Source organism: Methanobrevibacter arboriphilus JCM 13429 = DSM 1125, from assembly GCF_002072215.1.
Classification (GTDB): domain Archaea; phylum Methanobacteriota; class Methanobacteria; order Methanobacteriales; family Methanobacteriaceae; genus Methanobinarius; species Methanobinarius arboriphilicus.
In genome coordinates, this window is the sequence record NZ_JXMW01000028.1 from 51,526 (window position 1) to 65,529 (window position 14,004).

At 27.6% G+C, this 14,004-nt stretch carries 10 protein-coding genes and 1 tRNA gene; all 11 read left to right on the top strand.

Features of this window, described 5'->3' with window-relative positions; all coding sequences use genetic code 11:
- Positions 1-9: 9 nt before the first annotated feature.
- Positions 10-570, top strand: a complete 561-nt coding sequence (locus MBBAR_RS09035) for a 30S ribosomal protein S7 (RefSeq protein WP_080461020.1) — start codon at positions 10-12, stop codon at positions 568-570.
- A gap of 61 nt (positions 571-631) precedes the next feature.
- Complete coding sequence (locus tag MBBAR_RS09040) at positions 632-2,827, top strand: elongation factor EF-2 (RefSeq protein WP_080461021.1); 2,196 nt, start codon at positions 632-634, stop codon at positions 2,825-2,827.
- Between the two features lie 356 nt (positions 2,828-3,183).
- The gene (tuf, locus tag MBBAR_RS09045) at positions 3,184-4,425 is read left to right on the top strand and encodes a translation elongation factor EF-1 subunit alpha (RefSeq protein ID WP_080461022.1); all 1,242 of its coding nucleotides are present in this window, start codon (positions 3,184-3,186) and stop codon (positions 4,423-4,425) included.
- An 86-nt stretch (positions 4,426-4,511) separates the two neighbouring features.
- Complete coding sequence (rpsJ, locus tag MBBAR_RS09050; protein WP_042703277.1) at positions 4,512-4,820, top strand: 30S ribosomal protein S10; 309 nt, start codon at positions 4,512-4,514, stop codon at positions 4,818-4,820.
- Positions 4,821-4,985: 165 nt separating this feature from the next.
- A tRNA-Ser gene (locus MBBAR_RS09055) sits at positions 4,986-5,070 on the top strand.
- 567 nt (positions 5,071-5,637) lie between these two features.
- The gene (locus MBBAR_RS09060; protein WP_080461023.1) at positions 5,638-6,192 is read left to right on the top strand and encodes a LemA family protein; all 555 of its coding nucleotides are present in this window, start codon (positions 5,638-5,640) and stop codon (positions 6,190-6,192) included.
- 26 nt (positions 6,193-6,218) lie between these two features.
- Positions 6,219-8,039 (top strand): DUF2207 domain-containing protein, encoded by a 1,821-nt coding sequence (locus MBBAR_RS09065; RefSeq protein WP_080461024.1) that lies wholly within the window; start codon positions 6,219-6,221, stop codon positions 8,037-8,039.
- A 151-nt stretch (positions 8,040-8,190) separates the two neighbouring features.
- Positions 8,191-8,634 (top strand): UPF0146 family protein, encoded by a 444-nt coding sequence (locus MBBAR_RS09070; protein WP_080461025.1) that lies wholly within the window; start codon positions 8,191-8,193, stop codon positions 8,632-8,634.
- Between the two features lie 499 nt (positions 8,635-9,133).
- Positions 9,134-11,809: a cation-translocating P-type ATPase gene (locus MBBAR_RS09075; protein WP_080461026.1), complete on the top strand. Its 2,676-nt coding sequence runs from the start codon at positions 9,134-9,136 to the stop codon at positions 11,807-11,809.
- Positions 11,810-11,847: 38 nt separating this feature from the next.
- The gene (cobK, locus tag MBBAR_RS09080; protein ID WP_158082573.1) at positions 11,848-12,957 is read left to right on the top strand and encodes a precorrin-6A reductase; all 1,110 of its coding nucleotides are present in this window, start codon (positions 11,848-11,850) and stop codon (positions 12,955-12,957) included.
- 464 nt (positions 12,958-13,421) lie between these two features.
- The coding region (locus MBBAR_RS09085) for a transposase (protein ID WP_158082574.1) at positions 13,422-14,004 on the top strand (583 nt) is incomplete at its 3' end.

Below are 14,004 nucleotides of genomic sequence, written 5' to 3' on the forward strand. Positions count from 1 at the left end.
GGTAATTTGATGAGTCAAGTTTTTGAAAAATGGGACCTAAAAGAAATTAAAATTGAAGATTTAGGTTTAATTAACTATATATGCTTAGATGAAACTTTAGTTCCTCACACATTAGGTAGGCATGTTAGAAGACAGTTTGCTAAATCTAAAGTTTCAATCGTTGAAAGATTAATGAATAAAATAATGAGAACTCAAAGGAATTCTGGTAAGAAAAATAAAGCTTACAATATTGTTAAAGATTCTTTTGAAATAATAAATAAAAGAACTAAACAAAATCCTATTCAAGTTCTTGTTAAAGCTGTAGAAAATACTTCTCCTCGTGAAGAAACTACAAGAATTAAATATGGTGGTATTGGTTATCAAGTAGCCGTTGATATAGCACCACAAAGAAGAGTAGATCTTGCTTTAGGTTTTTTGACTAGAGGAACTTTACAATCTGCTTTTAAAAATAAAAGATCAGTAGCTGAATGTTTAGCTGACGAGTTGATTCTTGCTTCTGAACATGATACCAGAAGTTTTGCTATTGGTAAAAAAGAAGAGAAAGAAAGAGTAGCTAGAGCTGCACATTAATTAAAATATGGATTATTAAATATGTATTTAATGAGATACATGTTAATTATAGGTGATTTTTGTGAGTAGACGTACTAAAATGATTGAAAAGATTAAGGAATTAATGTATCAACCTAAATTTATCAGAAATATTGGAATTGTGGCTCACATTGACCATGGTAAAACTACTTTATCTGATAACTTGCTTGCAGGTGCAGGTATGATTTCTGAAGAGCTAGCTGGTGATGCAAGAAGTCTTGATTTTGATGAACAGGAATCAGCAAGAGGTATTACTATTGATGCTGCAAGTGTTTCTATGGTTCATAAGTTTGATAATAATGATTATTTAATCAACTTAATTGATACTCCAGGACATGTTGATTTCGGTGGAGATGTTACACGTGCAATGAGAGCTGTAGATGGTGCAGTTGTTGTTGTTTGTGCTGTTGAAGGTATCATGCCTCAAACTGAAACTGTTTTTAGGCAAGCTTTAAAAGAGAATGTTAGACCAGTTTTGTTTATTAACAAAGTTGATAGATTAATAAATGAGTTAAAACTTGAGCCTGAAGAGCTTCAAAATAGGTTTCTTAAAATAATTGCTGAAGCAAATAAACTTATCAAGGGTATGGCTCCAGAAGATAAAAAAGATGAATGGAAAGTTGATGTTACTGATGGTAGTGTTGCTTTTGGTTCTGCTTATCATAACTGGGCAATAAATATTCCTATTATGCAAAAATCTGGTATAAACTTTAAAGATATTATTGACTACTGTGATAATGAAAACCAAAAAGAGTTAGCACAGAAAGTACCAATTACTGAAGTTTTACTTGGTATGGTTGTTGAGCATTTACCAAGTCCTTTAGTTTCACAAGCTTATAGGGTTCCAACTATTTGGGATGGAGATATTGAAACTGAAGAAGGTCAAGCAATGATCCATACTGATTCTGAAGGTCCTTTGGCTGTTATGGTGACAAATGTTAGTATTGATAAGCATGCTGGTGAAATTGCAACTGGAAGAGTTTATGGTGGAACTATTGAAAAAGGTAGTGAAGTCTTTTTAGTAGGCTCTCATGCTAAAGCGAGAGCTCAACAGGTTGGAGTATTCTTTGGTGCAGAAAGAGTTAACACTGATAAAGTTCCTGCAGGTAATATTGTTGCAATAACTGGTGCTAAGGGAGCTATTGCTGGTGAAACTATTTGTGATGCTAGTAAAAAGATAAAAGAGTTTGAAGGCATAGAACATATATCTGAACCTGTTGTTACTGTAGCTGTTGAAGCTAAAAATACTAAAGATCTTCCTAAATTGATTGAAGTTTTAAGACAAGTTTCTAAAGAAGATCCTACTGTTCGTGTAGATATTAATGAGGAAACTGGTCAACATTTAATCTCTGGTATGGGTGAACTTCACTTGGAAATTATCACATACAGAATCAATGAAAAAGGTGTTGAAATTGAAACTTCTGAGCCAATCGTTGTTTACAGAGAAACTGTAGCTGGGAAAATCGAAAATCCAGTTGAAGGTAAGTCTCCTAATAAGCATAATAGGTTCTATATCACAGTTGAACCATTGGATCAATCTGTATATGATGCAATTGATGAAGGAACTATTAAAGAAGGTAGAGTTAAAGGTAAAGAGATGGCTACAACCTTCATTGAAAGTGGTTTAGAAAAAGAAGAAGCTCGTAAAGTTTGGGATGTTTATAATAAAAGTATATTCATTAATGCAACTCGTGGTATTCAATACTTGGATGAAGTTAGAGAGCTTTTAATTGAAGGATTTGAATCAGCTTTAGATGCAGGACCAATATCCAATGAAATAGCTATGGGATTGAAATTTAAGCTTGTAGATGCTAAACTTCACGAAGATGCAGTTCACAGAGGACCTGCTCAAGTTCTTCCATCTATAAGGAAAGCTATTTTCGCTGCAATTATGATGGCTCAACCTACATTACTTGAACCAATTCAAAAAGTATTTATCAATACTCCTCAGGATTATATGGGTAATGCTACTCGTGAAATTCAAAATAGAAGAGGTCAAATTGTTGATATGGGGCAAGAGGGAGATATGGCATCAATTGAATCTAAGGTTCCTGTTGCTGAAATGTTTGGTTTTGCAGGAGATATTAGGTCTGCTACTGAAGGTAGATGTTTATGGTCTACTGAAAATGCAGGTTTTGAAAGATTACCAAATGAATTGCAAAAGCAGATTATTAGAGAAATAAGAGAAAGAAAAGGATTATCTCCTGAACCTTATGGTCCTGAACATTATATTGGATAGTGTTTAGATAAATTAATAAGATAATATTTAAATTTTTATTTCTTTATTTTTTATTATAAAGTATTATAAAATAAAATATTATATTATAAATTATATTATAAAATAAAACATTTTAAACTATTATAAATATTAATAAAATATTAATAAAATATTTATTTAAAATATTTATGATCTATTATATGCTAATATAATGGGTAAGTTTTTATATAGGAAAGTTCAAATTTAATTAAGTTAAAACATTAACTTAATTTAACTACTAAAATTAACTAATGAAATGTTTATATTAAATATTAAAAATATTAAAAAACTTAAAAATGTTAATAATAAATTAATTATTTAGAAATGAGGTTTTTATTATGGCAAAAGAAAAAGAACATATAAATTTAGCATTTATTGGACACGTTGACCACGGAAAATCCACTCTCGTAGGACACGTTTTATTACAATCCGGGGCAATCGCTGAACAACAATTAGATGAAGGTGAAAATAAATTCAGGTTTATTATGGATAAACTTGGAGAAGAAAGAGAAAGAGGGGTTACAATCGATTTAGCTCATGCAAAATTTGAAACTCCTAAATACGAATATACAATTGTGGACTGTCCAGGACACAGAGATTTCGTTAAAAACATGATTACTGGTGCTTCCCAAGCAGATGCTGCAGTATTAGTAGTAGATGCTGTGGATGGTGTCCAACCACAAACAAAAGAGCATGTTTATTTAGCTATGACATTAGGTATCAGACAATTGATTATAGCAGTTAATAAAATGGATCTTGTTAATTATGCTGAAGATAAATTCAACAAAGTTAAAGATGAAATTTCAACTTTAATTGCTTCTATTGGATACAAACCATCTGAAGTTCCTTTCATCCCTATTTCTGCATTTGAAGGAGATAACATTTCTGAACCTAGTTCTAACACTCCTTGGTACAAAGGTAAAGCTTTAATTCCTGCTTTTGAAGATTTCAAAGCACCTGAAAAACCAACTAACTTACCGTTAAGAGTACCTATTCAAGATGTTTACTCTATCACTGGAGTTGGAACTGTACCGGTTGGAAGAGTAGAAACTGGTATAATGAAAAAAGGAGAAGATGTCATATTTGAACCTGCTGGAGCTTCTGGAGAAGTTAAATCTATTGAAATGCACCACGAAATGTTTGACCAAGCTGAACCTGGTGACAATGTTGGATTTAATGTTAGAGGTGTAGGTAAAAATGATATTAGAAGAGGGGATGTTGCTGGACACACTAACGATGCACCTACTGTAGCTAAAGAATTTGATGCTCAAATCGTTGTTTTACAACACCCTGGTGTTATCACTGTAGGATACACCCCTGTATTCCACTGTCACACTTCTCAGGTTGCATGTACTTTCTTAGAATTGTCTAAAAAATTAGATCCTAAGACTGGTCAAGTAGCAGAAGAAAACCCTGACTTCCTTAAAACTGGTGATGCAGCTATTGTAAAAGTTAAACCAACAAAACCTATGGTTATTGAAAACATTAAAGATATCCCTCATATGGGTAGATTCGCTATTAGAGATATGGGTCAAACCGTAGCTGCTGGTATGTGTATCGGTATTGAACCTGCTAAATAATTATAATAATTTTAGCTATTACTTTAATAGCTATTAATTATTCATTTTTATGGATTAATACCTTTTTATTTTTTTGGAGGGTAAAAATGCATCAAGCAAGAATTAAACTTACTGGAACTGACCCAAATAAACTCAACTTTGTCTGTGATCAACTTAAGAAGATTGCTGAACGGACTGGTGTAGATCTTTCAGGTCCAATTCCATTACCAACTAAAAAGTTAGTAGTTCCAACTAGAAAGTCTCCTGATGGAGAAGGAAAAGCTACTTGGGAAAAATGGGAATTGAGAATTCACAAAAGATTAGTTGGAATTGGAGCAGATGAAAGAGCAATGAGACAAGTTATGAAAGTCAATGTTCCAGACAATGTAAGTATTGAAATAGAGCTTAAAAGTTAATTTTAACTAATCAGTTAATCTTAAACTTTTAATTTTTATTAGATTTTATTTTAGCTATATTTATAGCTATATTTTAATTTTATTAAAATTTATTAGTTTTAATTTTACAATTAGATAGCTTTATCTTTCTGTAACTTTATTTATTATGCATTATCTTTTGTATTTGCCGAGATAGCCTAGCCAGGTAAGGCGCAGGACTTGAGATCCTGTGGAGATTTTCTCCGCCTGGGTTCAAATCCCAGTCTCGGCGTATTTTTTTATTATTATTCTTATTCTTATTTTTTTATTATTTTTAATTTTATTTTTTAGATTAGTGATATTTTTTATTCTTTAGTTTTATTTTTATTCTTTAATTTTTTATTTTTAGTTAATTTTTCACTTTATTTTAATTTCACTTTAATTTCATTTTAATTTCATTTTAATTTCATTTTAAATTTATTTTAAATTTATTTTAAACTTATTTTAAATTTATTTTAATTTTTTTCTTATCTTAAAAAATTTCTATCTTTAGATTATTATCGGGTTATATTTATTTCATTAGTTTTTTAGTAAATCTTAAATAGTTTTAATTAAAAATATTAGGATATAAATGTATTATTTTAATTATAAGAATTATAGAATTTATTGGTTAAAATAATTTAATAAAGATAAAAATCAACAATAAAAATTAATCAAGATAATATTAGATAGATTAGATAGATAATACTAGATAGATAATATTTAGAAAGATAATATTTAGATATTTAATGATTTTTACTAAAAAAGATCTTTTATTAATGTTTCATAAATATGAATTGTATAAAAATAAGGTGTGAATATGTGGTGGTTATACTTAATAATAGGAATAGTTATAGTTATAATTCTTTTAGTCATAATGGGATTATATAATGGTCTTGTTGGTGCAAGGAATAAAGTTAAAAATGGATGGGCTCAGATTGATGTTCAATTGAAAAGAAGAATAGACTTAGTTCCAAATCTAGTTGAAACTGTTAAAGGTTATGCAAGTCATGAAAAAACTGTATTTACTGATATTACTGAAGCAAGATCTAATTTAATGAATGCAGATTCTGTTAAAAAAGCTGAAGATGCTAATAATCAATTGACTGAAGCTATTAAATCTCTTTTTGCTGTAGCTGAAAATTATCCTGATTTAAAAGCTAGTCAGAATTTCCAAGATTTACAGATGCAATTATCTGAAACAGAAGATAAAATAGCATATTCTCGTCAGTTTTATAATGATACTGTTTTGATGTATAATAATAAGTGTCAAATGTTTCCATCAAATTTGATTGCTTCTTTATTTCATTTTAATGAAGCTGATTTCTTTGAAGCTAATGAATCTGATAAGGCAACTCCATCTGTTAAATTTTAGTGTTTTTAATAAAGAGGTTTTTATCTATGGATAAAAAATCACTAATTCTTATATTTTTATTAGCTTTTATTTCTTTAGCTATTTTCACTAGTGCTAACTTTGCAGAGGATGGAGATAGAAGTTATTCTGTTCCATTTGCGAATATTAATTTATATATTCAAGAAAATGGTAGTATTCATGTAGTTGAAACATTACATTATTCTTTTTCTGGAACTTATCGCGGTGTTAATAGGTATATTCCATTAAAAACTGGGGAATCAATTGAAAATCTTAAAATCACTACAAAAGGTGCTTATTCCACATTTAATTCTAGTAGAAATGGTGATCAGGAAGATATAACTGTTTATCTATATTCAAATTCTGAAAAAACGATTCCTGTTACTAATAAAGATGTTGAGGTAACTTATGAGTATGATTTTTTAAATGTTATCAACTTATACAATGATGGAGCTACTCTTCATTATACTTTATGGGGAAGTGGATGGGATTTTAATTTAGGTAAACTCAATACATATGTTCATTTAAACAATAACACTGGGGTAAAATATTGGTTAAACCCTTCTGATTTAGTTTTAAGTGATAATTGGGATGGAAATACTATTAGATCTACTTCTAATCCGATAAATTCTGGAGATCTTCTTGAATTAAGGATGGTTTTACCTAAAGATTACTTTAATGATCCAACTTATGCTAATATTAATGAAGGAAATGGTGTAGCTAGCTTTGAAAATTTACAAAAGGAATATGAAGATGGAACAAATTTTTTTGGAGTATTTTATAATGTTTTAGCTATACTCATGATTCTAATAGCTATTATTCCTGTTTTTATATACTTTAAATATGGAAGAGAACCTAAAATTACATATCAAGGGATTTATGAACATGAACCTCCTACTAAAGAATCTCCTGCCTTTGTAAATGCATTATATAAAGGTAATGTTGGTTCTGTGGATATGAATGCTTTTAAAGCTACGATTTTAAATTTAGTAAACAAAAAATATATTAAAATGGAAAATTTTGATGATAATTATTCTACTAAATCAAAAAATGAAGAAGAATCGAACAGTCCTTCTATAAGTTTTGATGATAGTTTGGATAAGTCAAATCTTGAAAATTCCGAAAAAAGAGCTTTTGATGTTTTAAAAGTATTTGCAGATAATCAAAACAAGCTTGATTTACATAAGTTTGAAAATGATATGAAAGATGAGTTTCATGCTAAAAAGTTCAGAGAGTATTTCAAAACTTGGTCTAGTGATGTTGAATATGAAGCAAATATTGGTATTGAAAGACTCTTTATTTCTAAGGGGTATGATCTAGCTATTATAGTAGGAATTATAGGAATTGTTTTATCAGGATTATTATTATTTTTAATATTAACTGATTTTATACCATTTAACTTTGTTGCATCTTTAAGTAACTTATTTTATGCCTCAATTTTATTACTTATAGTTTCTATTATAACTGTAATCTTACCTAATCATATTTTTGGGCGTTGGACTATTGAAGGTAGGGAAAATGAAGAAAAATGGAATAATTTTAAAAAATATTTAAATGATTTTAGTTTGATTAAAGAGCACCCTCCAAGTTCTATTGCTATATGGAATAAATATTTAGTTTATGCAACTGCATTAGGTGTTGCAAAATCTGTTCAAAAAGCTATGGAGAAACTAATACCTGGAGAAGTTTTGGATTCTAGTGATAGCTATATCTTTTATAGTTATGGTGGTACATACTTATTGTTTTCAAGCTTTGATTCTGGAATATCCACAGCTAATTCTGCTGATTCCTCTTCTGGTGGTGGAGGCTTCGGTGGAGGCTCAGGTGGTGGGGGTGGTGGAGCATTTTAATGTTCCCTCATTCTCTTAATTAATCTTTAATTATTTATTTTTATTGTATTTAGTATTATTTATAATATTTTTAGTATTATTTGCAATGTGTATTGTATTATATTGTATTATTATAATATTAGTATTAGTTATAGTATTTTTGGAAGATAATATGTGGAATGATTTTGGGGAATATATAGTTAGTTATTGTAATAATATTAGTGATAAATTTGAGGATTCTAATTGCAAAATTATTGAAATAGCTATCGGTAAATTCTTTGGAGTTTCAAAGTACCTTCTTAATTGTTCTAATTGTAGTAATATAAATTTTATAGCGACTGATATTAGTCCTTCAAATAAAAATATTCTTTTTGATGATGTTAGAAATCCTAATATGGATATTTACCATGGGGCTGACTTAATATATTCTATTCGCCCTCCACAAGAAATTCAACCTTATATTGAGAATATCTCATCTGAAGTAGGTGCTGATCTGATTATTAAACCTTTATTCAATGAAGATTTAAATTTAAAATTAAAAATGAGACTTGTTAATTTTAAAAAAGCTATTTTTTATGAAAGTAAAGGTATTCAAGATATAAAAACAAAATATTAACCTTTTATTATATTATTAGCTTTAATATTCTTATTAATACTTTTAAAAATATTTTTAGTAATATATTTTATAATACTTTTAGTAATATATTTAATAATACTTTTGATAGTATTTTTAATACTATTTTTAATATTATTTTTATTAATATTTTTATTATTATTTTTTATTATTATTTCTTATTTTTAACTTCTAAATTATAAAAAATATAAAAAACTATAAAAAATCAATATGTATAAGCATAATTATTAATAAATATGAATATTCATAATTATTTAATTAATTTTATTTTAATAAATAATTACTCTTTATTTATTGTTAATTGAAAATATACTGGTTTAATTATATAATATAGTAATTTAACTATATGATATAATAATTAATATATAATAAAGTAATTATGATAATTAATTATTAAATTAATCATATATAGCAATATTAAATTAATCATATAAATATAGTAATTTAATTATATATTTTATTATAAGGAATAAGGGATTTAATGACTAGTTTAGATAAGATTTTTAAAAAATATGAAACTGGTGCTAATGGTTTAACTCAAGATGAAGCTAATATTCGTTTAGTTAAATATGGTAAGAATGAATTAGAGGAAGATGAAAAGGATCATCCTATTAAACTATTTTTCATGCAGTTTGTAGATATATTAATCGCTCTTTTAATAGTAGCAGCTATAGCAGCATTTTTTGTAGGTGAAGTTGTTGATTCTATAGTAATTTTAATAGTTGTAATATTAAACGCGGTTATTGGTTTTATTCAAGAATACCGTGCTGAAAAAGCTATGGAAAAATTAAAAAGTTTAGTATCTACAGAAGCAGTAGTAAAGCGAGATGGGGAATTTGAGAAAATATCTGGAACTGAACTTACTATTGGGGATATTGTTGTTGTGGAAGAAGGAGATAAGATTCCCGCAGACCTTATAATGATTGAAACATCTGATTTAAAAATAGATGAATCTTCTCTTACTGGAGAATCTTTACCTGTACTTAAAGATAGTAATAGTGATATCAGCTATAAAGGTAGTGGTGTTGAAGGTAATGAAGATGCTATTTTAAATATTGATAAAAGTTCGCATGATGAAAATGTAAGAAAGAGATTTTCTTATATGGATTCTAATGTTATTTCTGGTAGGGGTATGGGTATTGTAATAGCTATTGGTATGAATACTTCTATTGGTAAAATAGCTGAAATGATTCAGGATGAAGATACAAAAACACCATTACAGGAGAAGATAGCTAATTTAAGTAAAACACTAGGACTTATAGCTGTTGTTGTTTGTGTACTTGTTTTTGCTTTACAATTTTTCCAGGGGCATGACCTTGTTTCAACATTCATGACTGCTGTTTCCTTAGCTGTTGCTGCTGTACCTGAAGGTCTTCCAGCTATCTTAACACTTACTCTTGCATTAGGAATGCAACAAATGGCTAAATCTAATGCTGTTGTTAGAAAACTTTTAGCTGTCGAGACTCTTGGATCTTGTACTGTTGTTTGTACTGATAAAACTGGAACTCTTACATTAAATAAGATGACTGTAAGAGATGCAAAGTTTACTAATGAGAAAAAAGCACTTGAAATTTGTGCTTTGTGTAATAATTCAAGTATTAAAGATGGAAAAATTATTGGAGATCCAACTGATGCAGCAATAATGTTGTATGGTGAAGATAATGGATATTTAAAATCTGATCTTGAAAATAAGTATCCTAGAATTAAAGAAATCCCATTGGATAGTGTTAGAAAAAGAATGACTACTATTCATGAAAGAATAAATAATAATGTTAATAATACTGATGGTTCAGATATAATCACTGATAATAATTTGTATGTTTTTAGTAAAGGTGCTCCAGAAATCATTTTAAGTTTATGTAAATATATAGATAATGATGGAACTATTGAAATTCTTGAGGATGAAACTAAGGAAACTATTAGTAATAATATCAAGGGGATGACAAGTTCAGCCCTTAGAGTTTTAGCACTTGCTTATAAAAAAGTTGAAAATAATAATGATAAAGCTAGTGATAAAGATATTGATCTTAGTTATGATGGTATTAATAATTTAATTGAAGATCCTGATGAGGTTGAAAAAGACCTTATATTTGTTGGTTTAGCTGGAATGATGGATCCTCCAAGACAAGAAGCTAAAGATGCAGTTGCATCATGTAAAACAGCTGGAATAAAAGTTGTAATGATTACTGGAGATCATCAATCTACTGCATCATCAATTGCACAAGAAATTGGGATTTTTACTGATGGAAAAGTTTTAACTGGTGCAGAACTTGATAAACTTGATGAAAATCAGTTTATGGATGTAGTACAAGATGTTCAAGTATATGCTAGGGTATATCCAGAACAAAAAGTTAGAATTGTTGAAGCTCTTCAAAAACATAAGAATGTTGTTTCAATGACTGGTGATGGGGTGAATGATGCTCCTGCACTTAAAAAAGCTTCAATTGGAGTAGCTATGGGAAGTGGAACTGATGTTTCAAAAGAATCCTCTGATATGATTATTCAGGATGATAATTTTGCAACTATTGTTCAAGCTATTAAAGAAGGAAGGAAAATATTCGATAATATAAAACGTTTTGTTAAATTCCAAGTTTCAACAAATGTCGGAGCTATCTTAACAATTGTCTCTGCATCTTTACTTAGTTTACCAGTTCCATTTAACCCTATTCAAATTCTTTGGATAAATATTATAATGGATGGACCTCCTGCTCAATCACTTGGTACAGAAGGTGCTGAAGATAATATAATGAATAGGGCACCAGAAAAAGGAAATATATTAAACAAAAACACCCTCACTAGGATAATTATTGCAGGTGTTGTAATGGCTGTTGGTACTTTAGCTCTTTATTTCTATGAATTGAGTTCTACTGATGGAAATATAAAAATATCAACTACTGTTGCTTTTACAGTATTTGTAATGTATCAGCTATTCAATGCAATCAACAATAGAGCAAATTCAAATGAGAAAAATAACTTTTTCTGGATAGCTATTTCAATTTCATTTTTATTACAGCTCTTAGTAATTTATTTACCTTATTTACAAGGAATTTTCAGAACAACTGCAATAGGTATTACTGAATGGATATTAATTGTGATTGTAGCTGCTACTATTCTTGCTTCTGAGAAAATTTTGAATAGATTTATGACTAAAAATTGATATATATATATAGGAATGTTTAATTTATGGAGAATATAATGAATAATAAATCTTCTAGGCTAAGAATTTTTTTAATGGGTGGAACAAAAGATTCTATTAATATAATTAAATTTCTAAGACATGAATATTCTTCTAAACATTCTCCTTATATTTTAACTACAACTACTACTGATTATGGTGCTAAATTAGCTAAAGATGCAGGTTCAAATCAAGTAATAGGTAAACCTTTACCTAAAGAAGAAATACTTGATATTATCACTGATCTTAATAGTAATAATAATAACAAGAATGTGGATATTAATATTAATAATAAAAATAACTTTAATAATAGTAATATTATTAATAACAAAAATAATACTAATGCTATTAATAACAATAACTTTAATAATGGTAATATTAGTAATAACAATAATACGGATATTAATAATAATATTAATAATAACAATAATAATAACAATAATGCTACTATTAATAAAAATAATAACACTAATGGTGGTATTAATAATAGTAATATAAATAATAGTTATAATAATACTAATAATAATTATAATAATTATAATAATTTTGATGCTTTTATTGATGCAACTCACCCATTTGCATCTAATGTTACATCAACTGCAATAGAGTCTTCTAAAATAGCTAATATTCCTTACATACGTTTTGAAAGACCTGATGTTGATTATTCAGAATTTAAGGATTCAATAATATTTGTTGATTCTTTTGAAGAAACAGGAAAATTATTATCTAATGAGTTCAAATCTAAAAATATCCTTCATCTAGCAGGTGTAAATACTATTGAAACAATTTTAAAATATGATATAGATTTAAAAAACTTTTTTGTAAGAGTTCTTCCAGTTAAATCTTCTATTGAAAAATGTAATTCTTTTGGAATTAATGGTGAGAATATAATAGCAATGCAGGGAGTTTTTTCAAAAGAATTTAATAAATCATTAATGAAAGAATTAGATATTGATGTTATTATTACTAAAGAAAGTGGTGAAATTGGCGGTGCTCCTTCAAAAATAGAAGCTGCACATGAACTGGGAATTGATGTTATACTAGTAAACAGACCTAAGATTAATAATTTAGATTCTAAGCATATTGTGAATAATTTATCTGAACTAAAAATATTTTTGGATTCATTATAATCTATATATTATTTTTGGATTCATTTAATCCCTATATTGATTATTTTATTTATTGGCTATTTTTAATCATATTCTTTGATAGTTTGCTTTGATAATTTTAAAAATCTTATTATTATTAAAAATATTAGATATAAAGATTATTAAACATAAAAAAGTATTTTAAAGCTATATTATTTATTAAAACTAGTATTTGTAAAAACTAGTATTTATAAAAATATTATTTAAAAAGTAATATTTAATAATTTGAAAATATGAATTAATTAAAAATAATTATAAAAATAATTTAGGGTGCTAGATTTTTTTCTAGAATTGAGGGCTTCATTAGCCTTATTTTCATTATTTTTATGTTGGATTATTTTTTGTTTTTAAAAGTACATTTTTTATGAGTTTTATTTTATTTTTTAGGGTCTTTTAAATCGATAAATATAAATATTGGTATTAACAAAGTTTTATTGATGATAAAAATGAAAATACCAATTATTTATGATGAAAAAGACCCTAAATGGATATTGTTGTTGAATATATTTAAAATTATCGATTCTAGGAAAATTCATCAGGAATTCACTCGAAATGGAATTAAACCTGTTAAAAAAGGTGTTGTTAATTTTAAAATAGTTTTAATGAGTATGTTTTTCGCATCAGATATTTCATACGTTGTTAGTGAGCTTAAAAGAAGCCATGAGTTGAGAAAGTCTTTAGGATTTAATCAAGTTCCAGAATCAAATCAAATATATGAATTTTTGGCAAGATTTAATCAAAATCAAATACTTGAATTCGTGATTAAAACATTAAATAAGGAATTTAAACCAATTAAAAGAGGAAAACGCACAGTTTTAATTGATGGAACCGATATACAGGTTGATATGAACTGGAACAAGCAAAATTACACTAAAAAATTTCTCGAGAAAAAAGGGCTTTATTGGGCCAAATCAGCTTCAAAAGGGTTTTATATAGGATTTAAATTAACTTTAGCACTTGATTATCACACTGGACAACCATTGACCATGTTAATACATAAAGGATCTAAGCATGACTCCGAATTATTCC